The organism is Streptomyces sp. NPDC028298 (assembly GCF_055565895.1).
Genome location: NZ_JBVHTL010000001.1, coordinates 130,479 through 148,586 on the forward strand (window position 1 = coordinate 130,479; position 18,108 = coordinate 148,586).

The window sequence follows — 18,108 nt, forward strand, 5'->3', positions numbered from 1 at the left end:
CCGCCCTGCCGCCCTGCCGCCCTGCCGCCCTGCCGCCCTGCCGCCCTGCCGCCCTGCCGCCCTGCCGCCCTGCCGCCCTGCCGCCCTGCCGCCCTGCCGCCCTTGCGACCGGTACCGCCCGTTCGGCGGCGCTGAATGCGGGGCGTGCCAGGAATCCATCCATCATGCAGTCCCCCACGCAGTCCACCACGCGGCCCTCCCCACGGACCGTCGCCGCACCATCCACGGCCGGACCCGCCGGACCCGCCGGACCCGCCGGAGGAACCGCCCCACCCGCCGCCGCGCAGCCCGAGGGACCTCCCGGCGGCGACCTGGAGGCCCGCCTGGCCGCGGTCAACGGCGAGATGGACGCCCGTCTCGCCCTGGCGGCCGTCGCCTACGAGGTGAACACGGCGCACATCGAGACGCCGCCGGTCGACTGGTCACGTATCGGTGCTCCACCGGCTCCGGTCGCACCCGTCCCCGCCACTCCCCCGGGCCCGGCCCCGCGGGCCACTCCCATCGCGGCCCTCCTGCACCGCGCCTCACTGCGGCTGCGGACGGACGGCTGGTGCTCGGGAGCGCTGGTCGACGAGGACGGCCACCTGTGCGCGCAGGGCGCGATCCGCAGGGAGTCGGGCGGTGACCGCCAGGCCGAGACGCAGGCCATGGACGTGCTGCTGGAGGCGATCCGCAGACGGTTCGGCCCGCACGTGGAGTCCGTGCCGTCCTTCAACGACGCCTGGGGCAACGGCCGCGAGCCCACCCGCATGCTGGAGCAGGCCGCGATCCTGGCCGACGCGCGCGGTGTCTGAAGCGCGGGCCGCCGCCTGGCGGTCCGGCACCGCCGTCGCCGTCGCCGTCAGCCAGGGCCGAGGACGGTACGGAAGGTCACCGACACCCGTCGGCCACGGGGCACTCTGACCGCGCCCTCCGGGTCGCTCTTACGGGCGGCGATGCCGTGGCGCCAGTCGTACCGGGCCGCGCCGGTCATCACGCACAGGCTTCCGGGAGCGAGAAGGACACCGGTCTTCGTCCCGTCTCCGGGGTGGGTGAAGTCCATGACGCAACCGGAGCCGAGGGATATCGCGGCGACGACCGGTCCGAAGCATGGCACGCAGTCGACGTGCGCGCTGATGCCCTGGCCGGGCTCGTACTCGTTGACGATGACCTGGTCGGCCCGCGGTTCCATGATCCCTTCCCGGGCCAGCCGCTCCGCCTGCCGCAGGGCCCATGACGGAAGCGGTGGGGCGTCCGCCGACGTCCGAGGGTCCGCCGACCGGGGGTCCGCCGTCACGGAGCGCCGACCGTAGTCGTAGCGGTGGCCGTAGTGCTGGACCCGGCGTCTGAGCTCCGTCGACCACGTCCCGGCCTCGATCCGCGCGAGCAGCTCCCGGCACGCCTCGGGGTCGAGCCAGCCGGCGATGTAGCGCAGCCCCGGAACCGCCACGGACGCCACCTCGTCCCCCGCGTCGAACGACAACTGCCCAGGCCCCTCGGTCATGCTCGAAGCGTAGCCAGCGCCTCTGACATCCCGGTCTGCCTCAGCGGAAGGCCGCGACGTGGCGCCGGGCCCAGTCGGCGAACGTGCGGGGCGCACGGCCGAGGACCCGCTCGATGTCGGGGCTGACGCCCTGTTCGGCCGGAGTGGGTTCGCCGAGGATCGCCAGCGTCGTCTCGACCACGGGCTCGGGCATGAACCGCAGCATCTGCGCGCGGGCCTCGTCGCGGGTCTGCTCGACGAACCGGACGGGTTCGCCGAGCGCGTCGGCGATCGCCTCGGCCCGCTGACGAGGAGTGTTGAGCGCGGGCCCGGTCAGCTCGTGGATCCGTCCGGCGTGACCGTCCTCCCGCAGGGCCGTGGCGGCGACCTCGGCGATGTCGTCCGGGTCGACCGTGGGCAGACCGATGTCCGCGAACGGCGCGGCGACGGTCCGTTCGGTGCGGACCGAATCGGCCCAGGCGTAAGCGTTGGAGTCGAAGCCTCCGGGCCGCAGGATCGTCCAGTCCAGGCCCGATTCGCGGACGGCGTCCTCGATGGAGCGTGCAACGTCCCCGTGCGAGGCCGAGCCCGGTCGGGTCGCGACTCCCTGGGAGGACAACAGGACCACTCGCCCGACACCGCCGGCCTTGGCGACGTCGAGAATGTCCCGCGGGCTCAACAGATGGGCGCCCGCGCCCCCGTTCTGCAGGAACAGCGCCTCGGCTCCGTCGAACACGGGCCGAAGGCTCTCGGGATCGGCGAGGTCGGCCCGTACGTGTTCGACGTCCCGCGGCACATCCGCGTCCGAGATTCCCCGGGACGTCGCGGTCACCCGTGCGCCACCGGTCGCGAGGATCCGGACGAGCGACCGTCCCACGTTGCCGGTTGCCCCCGTCACTACAAGCATGAACAACTCCCCTGTCGATTCAGCATGGTTGACCCGCCCGAGCGGGCGGGACCGCCGCGGAGAACCTTGTTCTCCGGGCGACACGGGGACGCTAACACCGCCGATATAGTAGGTACCTAGAGGAAAGTGACTATCCCGAGGGGTGCGCATGACCGGTGCAACCGACTGGGTGGCGGCCGCCGACGCCGATCCTCAACTCGCCTGTCCGACCAGCGCGGTCGTCGACATCGTGTTCAGCCGGTGGACGACACCGATCCTGTGGACGCTCAACTCCCATGGCCGGCTGCGTTTCGTCGAGCTGGAACGACGGATCGGCTCCATCACACCGAAGGTGCTGACCCAGCGGCTGCGGCAGTTGGAGCGCGACGGGATGGTCGTCCGTACGTATCACCCGGAAGTCCCCCCTCGGGTCGAGTACGACATCACCGAACTGGGCCGCAGCCTGGCCCCGCTCTTCGCCCACCTCGCCGGATGGGCCGCCGCCAACCTGGACAAGGTCGAACAGGCCCGGCAGGACTACGACACCGATTCACCTCGGTAGCGCGCGTCGGCGCCGGCCTCCGTGGCCGCTGACGGGTGCCGGCCGCCGAGGCCCGATACACCGACGGGGCTTCAGCCGGTCCGTACTCGACCGGCTGAAGCCCCGGAGCCAGGAGCTTGCCGAAGGCCGAACCAGGCTCCCGTTCAAGGCACTTGAGCGTCCGGCCTCCCTGCCCTCTCCGCTATGACGCCGAACGTCCCTCGACCTCGCGTCGCCTGGCGGCAAGCGCCTTCCTCAGGACCTTGTCGCGGAAGGGGTTCGCGGGGCTCAGGGCGGTCGCCACCTCGACCGCCTCGTCCAGCAGTGCCATCCGCCGCTCGGGCAGATCCCGTACCGACGGGGACGCGCTCGCCTCCACCAGGACGTACGCCAGCTTCGACCCGTACACCTCCGGCTCGACCGGTGTCAGGGTCCGGTAGATCCACAGTCCCGTGACTCCCCGCACCACACGTGTGTTGGCGCTCAGCAGCATGACCCGCGCACGCATCACCATGTCCTGATTCATCAATCCCCCTTCGCTCCACCACCCCCGGCCCGCCCCGGCACACGACGGGACAGCACGATGAACGCGCCGACAGCCCGATACGGGTGCCGGCACGCATGCCGATGAGTGGATGACGACGAGTCTGCGGGCAGGCCACCACCCCTGCCAAGACCGAAAGGACGTGCGCTCCGTCCTACCGCGAACGCCCCCCGAGCAGGCATGATGGACCTGACACTCTCCCAGGACCGCTTCGTACGCGGCTGGGGCGTGCGACTGCGAGTCGCGACAGGGCCTTGTCCATGCGAGGCGCATGAACACTGTCCCCGCGGCCCTCGGCCCGACGGTGACGCCGCCGGCAGCCGCGGGAATACTCGGGGCATGGCATTCCTCGTCTTCATGACCCTGCCCGGACTGGTCATCCTGCTGACCGTGCTGTCCTTCGTCGATCAGCTTCTGTTGCGCGCGAGCAGGGCCGGACTGCTGCCTTGGCGCAATTCCGCACGTCAGGGGCAGATATCGGCGACCGGATTCGAGCAGTTGCACGCGAGCTTCTCACCGGGCAAGCAGACCGAGCTCAAGGAACGCCAGTCGGCCCTGCTGCTCCGCGACGACGAGGAGGACGGCGCACCGCCGCACCGGACGACGGTGGACCTGGACGGAGGAACGGCGGTCATCCGCATCCCCGGCGCAGGCCCGCTTCGGCCCTAGGATCGCCGGCATGGCACTGCGACCCGTTCACGTGAACGTCAAGGCCGTCGACAGCTCGGGCGTCGGACGGTTCTGGGCGGAGGCGCTCGGCTGGAGTGCGTACAGCCCCGGCGTGACCACCTATGTCGGGCCTCCCGGCGGTCCGGTCTGGCCGGACCCGGTGGCCCTCGGCATCGACGTCGTTCCGGTACCGGAGCCCAAGAGGGCGACGAAGAACCGTGTGCACCTCGATCTCGCCACCACCTCGGCCGCCCACCAGACGGAGCTGGTCGACCGTCTGAGGACGCTCGGGGCGACGCCCGCCGACGTGGGCCAGGGCGACGTGCCGTGGACGGTCCTCGCCGATCCCGAGGGCAACGAGTTCTGTGTGCTGGAGCCCCGGGAGGTCTACCTCGACACCGGGCCGATCGCCGCCGTGGTGGTCGACTGCGTGGATCCGCGGGCCATGGCCCGGTTCTGGGGCGAGGCGACGGACTGGACCGTGCGCGAGGTGGCCGACGATCACGCGACGCTGCGGTCGGCCCAGGATGTCGGCCCGTACCTCGAGTTCCTCCGCACGCCCGGCGTGAAGACCGTGCCGGATCGGGTCCACATGGACCTGCTGCCGTACCCGGGCGACGACAAGGAAGCGGAGGTGGCCCGGCTGCGGACCCTCGGCGCCTTCGATCTCGACGTGGGCCAGGGCGACGCGCCGTGGACGTGCCTCGTCGACCCGGAGGGCCACGAGTTCTGCGTGCTCAGCCCGCCCTGACACGGCGCGGCGCCCCACCGAAGGACGCCACGCCGAGGAATCATGACCGTTCCTCGCGTACTGATGCGCCCTCGCACAGGGCGAACGTCCGGTCGTACGGCCGAGGTACCCCCGACGTCTTGGTGAGAGCACAGGGACTGGTGTGAACGAGGTGTCGCCCGCGGTTCCCGCTTCCGGCGAGGAGCGGCATGCCACGTGGCTGGAGCTGTTCTTCGACCTGGTCGCCGTGGCCGGAGTCGCCCAGATCGCGCATCTGCTGCACGGTGAGCCCGGCGTCGCCGATCTCGGGCTGTACGCGCTGCTGTTCCTCGCGTTCTGGACCGCCTGGATCTGCTTCACGCTGTACGGGAACGTGGCGGGCGAGGGCACGCACGCGCGCACGGTGCTGGCCGCGATGTTCGGCATGGCCGTCATGGCCGCCGCCGTCCCCGGCGTCCACGAGGGCGAGGACGGTCAGGCCAGAGCGCTGGCGCTCGCCTATGTCGTGATCCGCGTTCTCGCCCACCGTGCCTGGCGGCATCGCCGGGAGCTCCTCGTCGACTGGCCCGCCGCCCAGATGTCCCTCGGCGTGGTCCCGTGGATCGTCTCCCTGTGGGCGAACGAGCCCACCCGGTACTGGCTCTGGGCCCTGGGCATCGCCCTCGACCTGTGGGTCACCTTCACCGTCTCCGCCCGCGACATCATCGAGAACCGGAAGAGCCACGACGAGCGCGAGGAGAGGCGTTCCCGGCGCCGCGACACCGTGCCGCCCGCGTCGGTGGCCGCGCCGCACGCCGACCACCTGAGCGAACGGCTCGGCCTGTTCGTGATCATCGTGCTCGGCGAGGGCGTCGCCCAGGTCATCGAGGCCGCCTCGGAGGCCACGTGGAACAGACGGCTCTACGGCCTCGCAAGCGCCGCGTTCTTCCTGCTCGTGGCCCTGTGGTCGCTGTCCTTCCGGCACGGCTACGCGGGAGTTCCGTACCTCACCGCGCGCTCCCTGCCGGCCCGTGCGGCGCTCCCGCTGCACTGCTTCGTGTCGGGCTGCCTGGCGGCGCTCGCGGCCGGGCTGGGCGCGGCGGCGGAGCACCCGGACACGCTGCCCGACAGCACGCGCTGGCTGTTGTGCGCGTCTCTGGCCGGGTACTTCCTGCTCACCGGGATCGCCGCGCTGCGGCAGCCCGGCGGCGTGCGCCGCTGGATGCTGTCGGTGGTCGTGCCCTGTTGCGCGCTGCCGCTGCTGATCGCGGGGTTCGGCGGCGGGCTCGGGACCCTGGCCGTGGTCTGGCTGCTCGTGGCGGTCACGTTGTGGCCGACGTTCTACGAGAGCCGGCGCGCCAGGGGTGTCCGGGCGGCGGCCCGACCGGGCGCGTGAGTTCCGTGGTTCGCACCGGGCTCGCCCACGGCGGCGAACGGATCGGACGCGAGCGGGCCGCCGGCGCCGGTGCGCGCCGCGCGCCCGCGCCCCGCTCGCGTCATGTCACCGGCCGGACCCGGCCGACGACGCCACCTCACCAGGTGTGCGCGACGTCGATCACCAGGCGACCGGAGAGCTGCGTCACCCGGAACGGCAGCCGGGCCCGCACGCCGAGTCCCACCTGGGTGACGCCCTCGAAGCTGGCTCCGAACTTCGCGTCCCGGAAGGTGCGGTAGCCGGTCAGGTCGACCCCCGGAAGAGGCTGACCGCCGCGGCCTCCGTAGGTCGCGGTGTTGGTCTCGGGGTCGTACGACGGGGAGGACACCAGGATCTCGAGGATCGCCCCGCCGGAGACCGGGATGCGGATGCCGGACGGGTCCTGGATGAAGGCGTCGACGTAGTGGACGGTGTACCCGATCCCCGTGGTGCCGGCGGTGGGCACGTCGAGGACCATGCGGTCGTAGCAGTCGTGCCGACCGGTCCTGATGTCGGTCAGCGACCCGTTGTCGGTGTCCGCCGCGGTCTTCGGGAGGCTGCCCCAGCCGGTCGGACACACGACCGCCGCCGTGGCCGCGCCGGCCGGTGCGGGCGCGGCCACGACCGCGCCGACACCGGCCATCGTCAGGGCGGCGAGCACCGCCATGGATCGTCTCGTACGCATGGTTCCCCCTTGGGGTCGCGGCTCTCGGATGGCCTGCCATGTACGACATGACGGTCACGGTTTTGGTTGTACGGACCGCCCCGAAACGTGGGCTGTCGCCCGGGCCCGCCGACCGTTCGCCCCGACGGGTCCTTCAGAAGGCCGAGTTGTCGAACCAGAGGGTCAGGAGATCCTCGCCCCCGTCGTGTCCGACGGTCTCGGCTTCGAGGCCGAGGCGGCCGTAGACGAGGAGCAACAGGTCGGCCGCCGTTGCCCGGACGGTCGCGTCGGCCGGTCCGGTCGCCGCTCCGGTCGTGTCGAGCCCGAAGCCGTCGGGCCGCAGGCGCACCAGCCAGTCGCCGTCACCGTCGGTCGCCCGGAAGCGGATGGTCCGGTCGGGAGCGCGCAGGTGGGCGACATCGGGGGCGAAGGAGGCGGCGAAGGGCAGATTGACGAGGAACTCGTCGATGCCGTCGGCCGCCACCGCGGGGTCGATCGTGGCCGGCAGGCCGAGTGCCGACTCGGCGTCGACCCGGTGCACGAGGGTCTCGAAGAGCATCCGGCGCGCCCAGAAGCGGGCGTGCTGGTCGACGCCCCAGGCCCACATGGGCAGATCCGGGCCGGTGGCCGCGAAGGCTTCCGCGGCCACCGTCGCGCTCTCGGCCAGCCAGTCCGCGTAGCCGTCCCACGTCTCCGGAAGTCGCAGGTCCACGTCGCGAGTTCGCGGGGGTTCCTGGACGCGGGCGTGCAGGAGGGCCGAGAACCAGCGCTGGACGCTGCCGGTGTGCCGGACCAGGTCCGCCAGCGTCCAGCCGGGGCAACTCGGTACCGGGGTGGCCGGATCGGCGTTCTCGATCGCCGCGACGAATCGGGCGGTCTCCACCGCGATCGCCGCACGGTGGTCGAGCGGAGTCGCTCCGCTTCGGTGACGGTCCGAGGACATCATCGTCGGGGTGCCTTTCTACGAAGGGTACGGACGGTTCCGCCGAGCGGCCGGTCCGGCGGTGGCGCCGGACCGGCGGCCTCGTACGGGTGCTGCGGATCCAGCGGCCTCGTACGGGTGCTGCCGGTCCGGCGGTGCCGAACAGGCCGGTGCAGTCGGTGTGTCGAGCGGGGGCGAACCCGGTCAGACGGACGCGGTCTCGGCCTCGGCCTCGGCCCCAGCGAGTTCCGCGGTCTCGGGTTCGGCGCCCTTGCGCACCACGGGAGTACGCGGCGCGTGGGCCGCCTTGAGCCCGAGCAGGGCGACGACGACGACCAGGATGAACGCTCCTCCGGCGATGGCGAAGCTCAACGTGAACTGGCTCTCCTGCGGGAGGGCGGGCATGCCGGCCGGCAGCGGCACGGACTTCGAGGCGAGCAGCGAGGTGATCACCGCGCTGGCGACGGCGCTGCCGACGGAGCGGGAGATGGAGTTGATGCCGTTGGCGATACCGGTCTGGTGGGCCGGGACGCCGGCGACGATGAGGGCGGGCATGGAGGCGTAGCCGAAGCTGATCGCCAGACCGATGAGCATGCCCGCGCTGATGACGGAGGCGCTGGTGTCGTGGGCGGCGGTCAGCCAGGCGAAGCCGAGGACGCCGAAGCAGGCACCGGCGGCCAGCGTGAAGCGTGCGCCGAGCCTGCGCACGAGGACGCCACCGAACTGGGCGCCGACCAGGGAGACGAGCGTGGTCGGCAGCAGGTAGACGACGGAGGCGGCGAGCACCGAGGCGCCGAAGCCGTACCCGACGAGCTCGTCGGGCATCTGCACTAGGTAGGAGACGCCGATGAACTGGGTGAACATCGCGAAGCCCAGCAGCAGCCCCGCCAGGTTGGTGAAGAGGACGGGCCGGTGGACGAACATCTTCATGTCCACCATCGGTTCCTTGACCCGGTTCTCGGTGAACACCCACACGCCCGCCATGACGACCGCGCCGGCGAACGTGCCCAGCGTCCGGCCGGACGTCCAGCCCCACTCGTGTCCCTGCGAGATCGGCAGCAGGAGGAGCACCAGCAGCAGGCCGAGGGTCAGCGCACCCAGCCAGTCGGTGCGTCCACCCGTCTTCGTGCGGGAGGCGGGCACCAGGAGCAGCACGCCCACCAGGGCCACCACCGCGAGCACGACGGCCAGCCAGAAGGGCCGGTGGTAGTCGGGGTGCGAGCCCTGGGTGAGGAGGCCGGCGCCGACGAGGGCGAGGCCGCTGCCGAACGCGAGCGTGCCGCTGACCAGGGCCATCGCTCCGTGCAGCTTCTCGGGAGCGATCTCCTCACGCAGTACGGAGAGGGCGAGCGGGAAGATGGCGGTCGCCGCTCCCTGCATCACCCGCCCGACGATCAGCCAGGTCAGCGAGGTCGTGGTGGCGGCGAGCACCGATCCGGCGATCATCACGACGAGCACGCCGACGAGCGTGGGCTTCTTGCCGTGCTGGTCACCGAAGCGGCCGAGCAGCGGGGTGAAGACGGCGGCGGACAGCAGGGTCGCGGTGGTCACCCAGCTCACGTTCGCCGTGCTGGCCTTCAGGTCGCTCTGGATCATGCCCAGGATCGGGACGACCAGGGTCTGCATCATCGAGACGACCATGGCGGCGAGCCCGAGCACCAGGACGATCCCGGTCTGCCCGGAGGACCTCGGCGACGCCGCTTGCTGTGTGTGAGACACGGAAAGTCTGCCCTAACTAGTTAACAACCTCGATGCTTGAGAACTTCAAGCAATAGCTGACCGTAGCCGTGAATATTTGAGATGGTCAAACTTCCTGGCGTAGGGTGAGTCACATGACAGGAACCAGCGGTGTGGACACGGACCAGCTCATGGAGCTCCTGTCGGTGTCGCTCGGGGCCTACTACGGCGACTTCACGGTGGCCGCGGCAAGCGAGAACCTCACGGCGAGCCAGGGCAAGACGCTGAACGTCCTGCGCCGGGGACCCGCCGCGATGCGGGCCCTCGCCACGATCCTGACCTGTGACGCCTCCAACATGACGGGGATCGTCGACCGGCTGGAGAAGCGCGATCTGGTGCGGCGCGAGCCCAGCCCCACGGACCGCCGCGTCAAGAACGTCGTCCTCACCGACGAGGGCCGCCGCGTCATCGACGTGATCCGCGCCAAGATGGACACCACGCGCGCGGGGCTGGCCAGACTCAGCGAGGACGAGCGCGACACGCTCTACACCCTCCTGCAACGCGCCTTCACCTCGGAGCCGGCCACACTTCGCCCCGGAGCCTGAGGACGCCCGATTCCGGGACAGCGTCGAGCTGCCGGATCATCGCACGCACGTGCGATGATCCGGCGCTATGATCACTCCACCCCGGCACCAGCCGCGCGCCCGCGCGAGCACTTCCCGGACGGGCCACGCGGACAGGACGCGTACCGCACCCAAGGCCCCCCGGATCCTTGCCCGCTGTGCGCAGACGGCGATAGGGGCGGCCACGGTCGCGGACGTGTTCCGGGCGGTGGCCCTCAGGAACCACAGGCTGCACCCCTCGGACGCATCCATGGAGTCGGGCTCGGTCTCCAGGGTGTTCGTCAACCTGATGCTGCTCGCGATCGTGCTGTTCCTCGTATGGCTGGCCCGGTCCCGGCGCAACGCCGAACTGCTGTCCCCCCAGAGTCCCATCCCGACCGCCGCCGAGACGATCGGCGCCTGGTTCATCCCGGTGAGCAACCTCTTCGGCCCTCGCGAGAGGGTCCTCGACATCGGGCGCGCGAGCTCCCGGTCGTGGGACGAGAAGCGGGACGTCACGTTGGTGAATCTGTGGTGGGGCGCCTGGATCGCCCACGGGCTCGTGTTCGTGACGGCGATGCAGGTGGCCCCGGAGTCGATGGCGCTGCTCGTGGCGACCGAAGCACTCATGATCGCGGCCGGCGTGCTGCTGGGGCTTGTCGTCGAACGCATCACCACGCTGCAGACCGACGCGATCCGTGCCGACGTCCCCGCCGTGTCCCTGCCCCAGGGGTGAGCCGGCCTGCTCCCCGGCACCGGTCGGCGAGGAGCCCGGCGGAAGCGCCGTTCCCGAGGGCCGACGACATGCCGATCGGCGATCGGAGCGCGCCGACGGACGAAAACTGAGTGCGACCGCGAGCGCGGCCCGTGCAGACTTCACGCCATGGTCGCCGCCGACAACGCCGTTGCACTTCAGGACAGGGCGATGCGACATGTCGCGAATTCGTCCACGGGACCGCCTCTCCCCTCCGACTTACGGGTGACGATGCATTTCCACCCGGATCGAACCGCGGGCGATCGCCCCCTGCTCGTCCAGATGGCCGACGACGGCGTCTACAGGTCGCAGTTCGTCACGGGTACCGGCAACGGTGGACTGACCGCTCACCGGGGCGGGGACCGGTGGTGCTGGGAGAGTCGGATGTTCGCCGGCGCCTACGACGACGCCGCACCCGAACTGCGTCCCGTCTACGGTGCGTTGAACTACCGCCGCGACCCGACGGGTGGCGCTCCGCGTTTCGGTTCCTCGTTCTTCAGGCTCAGCCCCGAGACCCTTGCGCGCACCACGTTCTGCTATCCGGACAGTTCCGCCGAGCCCTCCTCGTTCGGGGTCGCCGACCGGTGTTCACTGGTCGAACTCGCCGAGGCGGCGGACACGGACGCCCTGGACGGCCACATCGAGGCGCAGATCCACGGGCCCGTCGGATTCGACCGTGACGTGGAAGCCCTGGTGCTGGACCCCAGTTATCGCGGCACCGAGGTCCACGAGGCGGCGCGGCGCCTGCCGTGTCCCGTCGAATGGCATCCCGGCTTCCGGCTCGGCGTGGCCGAACTGCGGCGCCATCCGCACTACCGGGGCCGGGAGTACGTGGACCTGGGAGCCGAGATCGCCGTCAGCGGGCGGCTCACTCCCCGGATCGTCGGAGACGCCGCCCGCACCGGCCGGTACGAGCCGCAGGATCTGAAGAAGGTCTGGCACTGCATCGCCCGGTTCGGGAACCTCGGCGCCTCCTGATCCGGTCGGCCACGGGCTCGGTCGGAGTGGCCCTCCTGGTCGAGAACCGCCGCCGACCAGAGATCACACCCACTCCGCCCGCCCAACTACCCGTACGCGCACAGCGGTTGGGCGCCGACCGGGACACCGGCATCTTTTCGCCAGAGACCCGGATTCCGATTGGTCTACACCTTGACTGGTACAGACCAAAGCGGTTGAGTGTGGCTCCACACCCCCCACCACGGTCGCCCGGACTCCGCTGCACCGGCGTTGCGTCGGCGTACGCGCACGGCTCCCCCCGCCTCCGGAGCGGCCCCGCTCCGCAAAGGACTGATCCCGTGTCACAACGTCGCGCCGCTTCCCTCCTCGCCGCGGTCCTGATCGGAACCACCGCGCCGGTGCTGCTCCCGGCCACGAGCGCGTCCGCCGCTTCCTGTGCGAGCTACCCGAGTTGGGTCGCGGGCACGTCGTACGCCACCGGCAGCATCGTCCGGTACACCGACGGCAAGACCTACATCGCCGAACACGACAACCCGGGCTACGACCCGACCATCAGCACCTGGTACTGGGACCCCTACGCCTGCGACAGCGGCCCGACGAACCCGTCCGGCGGGTCCTGCGCGAGCTACCCGGACTGGGTCCCCGGCAGGTCCTACGTCACCGGGAACATCGTCCGGTACACCGACGGCAAGGCCTACATAGCGGAGCACGACAACCCGGGCTACGACCCCACCATCAGCACCTGGTTCTGGGAGCCGTACGCCTGTGACGGCGGCTCGACCAACCCCTCGGACGGCTTCGTCGTGAGCGAGACGCAGTTCAACCAGATGTTCCCGAGCCGGAATTCCTTCTACACCTACAACGGCCTCAAGGCCGCCCTGAGTTCGTTCCCCGGCTTCGCCAACAGCGGCAGCGACACGGTCAAGAAGCAGGAGGCGGCGGCGTTCCTCGCCAACGTGAACCACGAGACGGGCGGTCTGGTCTACGTGGTGGAGCAGAACACCGCCAACTACTCGCACTACTGCGACTGGAGCCAGCCCTACGGCTGCCCGGCCGGCCAGTCGGCGTACTACGGACGCGGACCGATCCAGCTCAGTTGGAACTTCAACTACAAGGCCGCCGGTGACGCGCTCGGCATCGACCTGCTGGGCAACCCGAACCTCGTCCAGACGGACGCGGCCGTCGCCTGGAAGACCGGCCTCTGGTACTGGAACACGCAGTCCGGCCCCGGCACCATGACGCCGCACAACGCGATGGTGAACAGCGCCGGCTTCGGCCAGACCATCCGCAGCATCAACGGCTCGCTGGAGTGCGACGGCAAGAACCCCGCGCAGGTCCAGAGCCGCGTCGACGCCTACCAGCGCTTCACGTCGATCCTCGGCGTCACGCCGGGAGCGAACCTCTACTGCTGACGGGCCGAGGTACGAGCCCTCGGCGCCGAAGGCGCGCCACGGTCACGGCGCGCCGTCGGCCGGCCGGGCCCGTCCCCGGCCGCGGCACGACTCGGAAACACTCCTACGCCACACGAGCGGCGGGTGCGAGAGTGCCCTCGCGCCGGGTAGTCGTCCGGTATGAACGCATACGATCCGGAGAACTCTCTGGATACTCGGACGATCCTGGCGTCGGACGGCGTCTCGGCGCGCTGGCTGGCCGGGCTGGCCCGCATCGAGCGGTCGGAGGCGGCGGACCCCGTGATCCAGAAGCTGCAGCGGGGAATCCGCTCGCTGCCGCTGGGCGCGGCCCGTGATCTGCTGCACGGCCGGCCGCTGGGCCATCCCGTGCATCCGGTCCTGGTGCAGGTCCCGATCGGCTGCTGGCTGTCGGCCGCCGTCATGGACGTCATGCCGGCGGGGCGGCGCGCCGCGACGACGCTGACGGCCGTCGGACTGGCCGGGATCGCCCCGGCGGCGATCACGGGATGGGTCGACTGGGCGGACCTGCCGCCCGAGCAGGCGCGCGTCGGGCTGGCCCACGCCGTCGCGAACGTCACCGCGGTGGCGCTCTTCGCCGCCTCGCTGTCGGCACGTCTGCGCCACCGCCCGGCGAAGGCGAGGCTGTGGTCGCTGGGCGGGCTGGTGGCGGTCGGCGTCACCGGCGCGCTGGGCGGACACGTGGCGTACCGCCAGGCGGTGGGGGCGTGGCCCGCGGACTAGCGACGCGGGTCCGTGAGCACCCGGGCCGACAGGTCATCTCGCCGGGGACCCCGGCGAGCGCGGCTCATGGACCGGAGGATTCCCCGGCCCCGGACGTCTCCGCGAGGATCTCCTCGCGCAGCGCGGCGCAGCAACTGCTGAGCAGGCGTGAGACGTGCATCTGCGAGACGCCCAGCCGCTCCGCGATACGGCTCTGCGTCATGTCGCGGAAGAACCGCAGGTAGAGGATCGTCTGCTCGCGCTCGGGCAGCCTGGCCAGGGCGGGCTTGAGGGCTTCACGGTTCACGACGAGCTCGAAGCCCGTGTCGGACTCCCCCAGCGCGTCGGCCAGGGAGTAGCCGTCGTCGTCGGTGAGCCGGGCGTCCAGGGACAGGGTCGCGAAGCTGTCCAGGGCTTCCAGTCCGACGCGTACGTCGTCCTCGCTGAGCTGGGCGTACTCGGCTATCTCGGCGACGCTGGGCTGCCGGTCCGAGTTGGCGGGCGCGAGGTCCTTCACGGCGACGCGGACCCGGTTGCGGGCCTCCTGGACCCGGCGGGGTACGTGCACGGCCCACATGTGGTCGCGGAAGTGACGCTTGATCTCACCGACGATGGTCGGGACCGCGTAGCTCTCGAAGGCGTTGCCCCGACCCGGGTCGTAGCGGTCCACGGACTTCACCAGACCCAGGGCCGCGACCTGGGTCAGGTCCTCGACGGATTCGCCCCTGCCGCGGTACTTGCCGGCGATCCGCTCCGCCATCGGCATCCAGGCCTCGACGATCTCCTCGCGCAGCGCCTGCCGCTCGGGCCCGTCGGGAAGTCCCGCGAGGTGCGAGAAGGCGGCGTCGGTGTCGGGGGCGTCGTCGTGGCGGCGGCGTTGCGTGGCAGCAGTGCAGGTCATGTGCTGACAGCTCCCTCACGGGTTGCTGACTGGACAGAAACACCATGGGAGCGGCACATGACTTCCGGACACACCCGCGCGTTCAAGCGACGCTCTCACGGACGTGCCTACTATCCGAAGCACTCCTTTCCACCTGCCCGAACCTAGGACCGATAAACACATATAGGGACAAAGTGGCCCTGTGTGAGCGGCTGGTCGGGGAGGGTGACGGTGAGGCCGGCCGCGCGCTACCGCTCGTCGCCCCAGGCCTTCTCGAACACGGCGACCGGGAACGGCGTCCGCTTGCTCTCGGTGAGCAGACGCCGGGCGAAGTCCCCCATCGTCACCGCGGCCCGGGCGTTCCGGTCGATGATCCCGGCGATCTCGCGCGGTACGCCTTCGGGACGCCGTCCGGCGATCCACGCGCGCAGGAACGCCTCGTACTCCGTGTCGTCGTCCGGACCCGCGGGCAGATGGTGGCGCAGCAGATGGCGCGCGACATGGCAGCGGTCGTAGAGGCGGTGGGCGGAGAGGAACTCCGCCTCGGCCGCCGTCAGTTCGAAGCCGGAGCTCAGCGAGAGTCCGAAGTCCGCGAAGTACAGCCTCCGGCCGTCGGTCAGGACGTTGGCGAAGTGGGCGTCGAAATGGACGAATCCCTGCGCAGCCATGAAGGCGGTGCCGCGTGCCAGCGCTTCCTCCGCCCACCGGTACGGCGCCCCGTCCCCGCCCTCCGCCGCGGCGGTCCGGTGGTCGTGCAGCCAGTCGGCGAGGGTCCGCGGGATGTGTTCCAGGAAGAGGACCAGGCTGGCCGAGGACCGCCCGATGGCTTCCAGACGCTCCCGTACGGCGTGTGAGCCGTCCCAGTGTTCGACCGCCCCGTCGATGCCCCCGAACGCGTCGGTGAACCCTTCGGGGGGCGTGTCGGGCAGCACGCGCCAGTGGTACATCAGCGGGAAGCCGTCGTACGCGTCCCCGAGGACCCAGTTGGTCGTCATGACGTGTGCGGCCAGTTCGCGCCAGGCACCGAACCCGGCCGAGCCGACCCCGTACTGGTAGAACGTCGGCAGCCCGAAGAGGTTCGCCGTCGACCGCGCGTGCTCCGGCCGCGTCTCGGTGTCCGTCAGAGGGACCTTCTTGACGAACACCCGCGTGCCGTCGACGTCCAGTTCCGCGGACCTGCCGCCGATGCCGGACCCCAGCGGGGCGGCGTCGGCCAGGACCTCGCCGAGCCGGCGGTCGCTCAGCAGGGACAGACGCGTGGCCACCCTCCCGTACGTGGCGAGCCGTACGGCGTGGCTCGGTTCCGGGGTGTGCATCGACGACTCCTCGGTGCCCAGGACGGGGCCTCGGCGATCTTGTGGACGCGGTCGACCCTATCCACCGGTCCGGTGTGCGACGAGGGCCACCGCCCTTACGTCCGCGGCGTGCGGCGGGACCACCGTCCCCGTAGCGTCCTTCGTGAGCGCCTGAGCCGGGGCTCTCGACCCGGACGGCGTGATCGCACGAAGCCGGTGCTGCCGGGAGACCCGTCCCGCACCGCCGACGACCGTGGAGAGATCCTCATGCCCACAGCCCACTGGCTCTTCGGGGACCAGCTCGGACCCCACTTCCTCGCTCCCGGCGAGGGCGGTCCGGACCATGACGCACCGGTGGTCGTCATCGAGGCCCGTTCCGTGTTCCGCCGTCGGCGTTTCCACCGGGCGAAGGCCCATCTCGTCCTGTCGGCCATGCGGCACCGTGCGGCCGAGCTCGGCGGACGCGTGCGGTACGTCCGCAGCGAGACCTACCGCGAGGGGCTGCGCGAAGCGGTCGGCGACGACCCGGTGACGGTGCACCACCCCACCTCCCACGCGGCCCTGCGTCTGGTCCGGTCACTCGGCCATGTCACCGTGCTGCCCGCCCGCGGGTTCCTGGTGCCACAGCCGGACTTCCGTGCCTGGGCCGACGAGCGCGGAAGCAGGCCGCTGCGCCAGGAGGACTTCTACCGCTGGGTGCGGCGCGAGCACGATCTGCTCATGGACGCCGACGCCCCGGCGGGCGGGCACTGGAACCTCGATCACGACAACCGTGAACCCCCGCCCCGGGGTGAGCACACCCTGGGCGCGCCGGCACCGTACCGGCCCCGCGAGGACGACATCGACGAGCGGGTACGCCACGACCTGGACCGGTGGGAACGCGAGGGCGCGGTGCGCTTCGTCGGCCGGGACGGCCCGCGCCGGTTCCCGGCGTCGCGGCGTGAGGCGCTGGCCGCGCTGCGACGGTTCACCGAGCACCGGCTGGCCGGCTTCGGCCCGCACGAGGACGCCATGCTGGAGGCCGATCCGGTGATGAGCCACAGCCTGCTGTCGTCGTCGCTGAACCTCGGCCTGCTGCACCCGCTCGAATGCGTCGAGCGCGCCGAACGGGCCTGGAGAGCCGGACGGGCACCGCTGAACAGCGTGGAGGGGTTCGTCCGCCAGATCGCCGGATGGCGCGAGTACGTCTGGCAGCTCTACTGGCACTTCGGCGACGACTACCGGGACAGCAACGCCCTCGGGCACGAGGGGCCCCTTCCGGACTGGTTCCTGGAACTGGACGCGGACGCCGTGAACGCGAACTGTCTGGCCACGGCGCTGGCACAGGTCCGCGACACCGGCTGGACGCATCACATCCCCCGGCTGATGCTGCTCGGCAGCTACGCACTGCAACGCGGCTGGGACCCGAGGGCGGTGACGGACTGGTTCCACCGCTGCTTCGTGGACGGCTACGACTGGGTCATGCTGCCCAACGTCGTCGGGATGTCCCAGTACGCCGACGGCGGGCGGATGACCACGAAGCCGTACACCTCGGGCGGCTCCTACGTGAACCGTATGAGCGACCTGTGCAAGGGCTGCGCCTACCGGCCTACGGAACGCTCGGGGGAAACGGCCTGCCCGTACACCACCGGATACTGGGCGTTCCTGCACCGTCACCGCCGACGGCTGGCCGGCAACCACCGCACGGCACAGGCGGTCCGGGGGCTGGACCGGCTCGCCGACCTGGACGAACTGCTGAGCCGGGACCGCGAGCTCGGGGACGCGCCGCCGTGACGGAACGGGACGGTCCGAGCCCCGTCAGGACCGGGACCCACGCCCTGACGCGACCGGCCGACGGGACCGGCTGTCGTAACACCAACGCACTCCCGCGGTTGACGGCCGTGGCGCACGCGGTGACGGTTGGAAGGTGGAGCCCCGCAGCGGCGGGGCTGAACCGCCCACTGCCGCGGGGTGGGTTCCCCCGACGGGGCCGGCGACGCGGCGGGACGCGGACCGCGCAC

19 protein-coding genes are annotated in these 18,108 nt (G+C 71.2%); 11 read left to right on the top strand and 8 right to left on the bottom strand.

Annotated features, from left to right (window positions below; all coding sequences use genetic code 11):
- Nucleotides 1-164 precede the first annotated feature (164 nt).
- Nucleotides 165-794 carry a DUF6197 family protein gene (locus tag ACZ4TO_RS00600; protein WP_468022974.1) on the top strand — a complete coding sequence of 210 codons (630 nt, stop codon included), beginning with the start codon at nucleotides 165-167 and terminating at the stop codon, nucleotides 792-794.
- Nucleotides 795-841: 47 nt separating this feature from the next.
- Here the strand turns inward: ACZ4TO_RS00600 and ACZ4TO_RS00605 are convergent, their stop codons facing one another.
- Nucleotides 842-1,483, bottom strand: coding sequence for an alpha-ketoglutarate-dependent dioxygenase AlkB (locus tag ACZ4TO_RS00605; RefSeq protein WP_468022975.1), 642 nt, complete (start codon nucleotides 1,481-1,483; stop codon nucleotides 842-844).
- Nucleotides 1,484-1,523: 40 nt separating this feature from the next.
- Complete coding sequence (locus ACZ4TO_RS00610; protein WP_385037400.1) at nucleotides 1,524-2,369, bottom strand: NAD(P)H-binding protein; 846 nt, start codon at nucleotides 2,367-2,369, stop codon at nucleotides 1,524-1,526.
- A gap of 148 nt (nucleotides 2,370-2,517) precedes the next feature.
- On the opposite strand from ACZ4TO_RS00610, the gene ACZ4TO_RS00615 reads away from it, so the two are divergent.
- Entirely contained in the window at nucleotides 2,518-2,910 is a 393-nt protein-coding gene (locus tag ACZ4TO_RS00615) for a winged helix-turn-helix transcriptional regulator (RefSeq protein WP_385037397.1), read from the top strand.
- Between the two features lie 181 nt (nucleotides 2,911-3,091).
- Here the strand turns inward: ACZ4TO_RS00615 and ACZ4TO_RS00620 are convergent, their stop codons facing one another.
- Nucleotides 3,092-3,415: a hypothetical protein gene (locus ACZ4TO_RS00620; protein WP_468022976.1), complete on the bottom strand. Its 324-nt coding sequence runs from the start codon at nucleotides 3,413-3,415 to the stop codon at nucleotides 3,092-3,094.
- Between the two features lie 357 nt (nucleotides 3,416-3,772).
- Here ACZ4TO_RS00620 and ACZ4TO_RS00625 point away from each other — a divergent pair, with 357 nt between their 5' ends.
- The 3 genes from ACZ4TO_RS00625 to ACZ4TO_RS00635 all read left to right on the top strand — a co-directional run bounded on the left by ACZ4TO_RS00625 (nucleotide 3,773) and on the right by ACZ4TO_RS00635 (nucleotide 6,207).
- Nucleotides 3,773-4,102 (top strand): DUF6191 domain-containing protein, encoded by a 330-nt coding sequence (locus ACZ4TO_RS00625; protein ID WP_382784571.1) that lies wholly within the window; start codon nucleotides 3,773-3,775, stop codon nucleotides 4,100-4,102.
- A gap of 10 nt (nucleotides 4,103-4,112) precedes the next feature.
- Entirely contained in the window at nucleotides 4,113-4,853 is a 741-nt protein-coding gene (locus ACZ4TO_RS00630; RefSeq protein WP_468022977.1) for a VOC family protein, read from the top strand.
- 142 nt (nucleotides 4,854-4,995) lie between these two features.
- Entirely contained in the window at nucleotides 4,996-6,207 is a 1,212-nt protein-coding gene (locus ACZ4TO_RS00635) for a low temperature requirement protein A (RefSeq protein ID WP_468022978.1), read from the top strand.
- 136 nt (nucleotides 6,208-6,343) lie between these two features.
- On the opposite strand, the gene ACZ4TO_RS00640 is transcribed toward ACZ4TO_RS00635, so the two are convergent.
- The 3 genes from ACZ4TO_RS00640 to ACZ4TO_RS00650 form a co-directional block, all read right to left on the bottom strand.
- Nucleotides 6,344-6,910 carry an AMIN-like domain-containing (lipo)protein gene (locus ACZ4TO_RS00640; protein ID WP_468022979.1) on the bottom strand — a complete coding sequence of 189 codons (567 nt, stop codon included), beginning with the start codon at nucleotides 6,908-6,910 and terminating at the stop codon, nucleotides 6,344-6,346.
- Between the two features lie 133 nt (nucleotides 6,911-7,043).
- Nucleotides 7,044-7,835, bottom strand: coding sequence for a maleylpyruvate isomerase family mycothiol-dependent enzyme (locus ACZ4TO_RS00645; protein WP_468022980.1), 792 nt, complete (start codon nucleotides 7,833-7,835; stop codon nucleotides 7,044-7,046).
- Nucleotides 7,836-8,015: 180 nt separating this feature from the next.
- Entirely contained in the window at nucleotides 8,016-9,530 is a 1,515-nt protein-coding gene (locus ACZ4TO_RS00650; RefSeq protein ID WP_468022981.1) for an MFS transporter, read from the bottom strand.
- Nucleotides 9,531-9,643: 113 nt separating this feature from the next.
- Here ACZ4TO_RS00650 and ACZ4TO_RS00655 point away from each other — a divergent pair, with 113 nt between their 5' ends.
- The 5 genes from ACZ4TO_RS00655 (at nucleotide 9,644) to ACZ4TO_RS00675 (ending at nucleotide 13,954) form a co-directional block, all read left to right on the top strand.
- The gene (locus ACZ4TO_RS00655) at nucleotides 9,644-10,093 is read left to right on the top strand and encodes a MarR family winged helix-turn-helix transcriptional regulator (protein ID WP_385037365.1); all 450 of its coding nucleotides are present in this window, start codon (nucleotides 9,644-9,646) and stop codon (nucleotides 10,091-10,093) included.
- Nucleotides 10,094-10,160: 67 nt separating this feature from the next.
- A complete protein-coding gene (locus ACZ4TO_RS00660) occupies nucleotides 10,161-10,826 on the top strand; it encodes a DUF4328 domain-containing protein (RefSeq protein WP_468022982.1) in 666 nt (221 codons plus the stop codon).
- 249 nt (nucleotides 10,827-11,075) lie between these two features.
- Nucleotides 11,076-11,822 (top strand): DUF3626 domain-containing protein, encoded by a 747-nt coding sequence (locus ACZ4TO_RS00665; protein WP_468023761.1) that lies wholly within the window; start codon nucleotides 11,076-11,078, stop codon nucleotides 11,820-11,822.
- A gap of 530 nt (nucleotides 11,823-12,352) precedes the next feature.
- Nucleotides 12,353-13,213 carry a glycoside hydrolase family 19 protein gene (locus ACZ4TO_RS00670; protein WP_468023762.1) on the top strand — a complete coding sequence of 287 codons (861 nt, stop codon included), beginning with the start codon at nucleotides 12,353-12,355 and terminating at the stop codon, nucleotides 13,211-13,213.
- A 159-nt stretch (nucleotides 13,214-13,372) separates the two neighbouring features.
- Nucleotides 13,373-13,954 carry a DUF2231 domain-containing protein gene (locus ACZ4TO_RS00675; RefSeq protein WP_382784543.1) on the top strand — a complete coding sequence of 194 codons (582 nt, stop codon included), beginning with the start codon at nucleotides 13,373-13,375 and terminating at the stop codon, nucleotides 13,952-13,954.
- Between the two features lie 64 nt (nucleotides 13,955-14,018).
- Here ACZ4TO_RS00675 and ACZ4TO_RS00680 read toward each other — a convergent pair whose 3' ends face one another.
- Nucleotides 14,019-14,834, bottom strand: a complete 816-nt coding sequence (locus ACZ4TO_RS00680; protein WP_382784540.1) for an RNA polymerase sigma factor SigF — start codon at nucleotides 14,832-14,834, stop codon at nucleotides 14,019-14,021.
- A gap of 227 nt (nucleotides 14,835-15,061) precedes the next feature.
- Nucleotides 15,062-16,129, bottom strand: a complete 1,068-nt coding sequence (locus ACZ4TO_RS00685; protein ID WP_468022983.1) for a BUD32 family EKC/KEOPS complex subunit — start codon at nucleotides 16,127-16,129, stop codon at nucleotides 15,062-15,064.
- 246 nt (nucleotides 16,130-16,375) lie between these two features.
- Between ACZ4TO_RS00685 and ACZ4TO_RS00690 the strand changes: the two genes are divergently transcribed.
- Nucleotides 16,376-17,881 carry a cryptochrome/photolyase family protein gene (locus tag ACZ4TO_RS00690; protein ID WP_468022984.1) on the top strand — a complete coding sequence of 502 codons (1,506 nt, stop codon included), beginning with the start codon at nucleotides 16,376-16,378 and terminating at the stop codon, nucleotides 17,879-17,881.
- Nucleotides 17,882-18,108 lie beyond the last annotated feature (227 nt).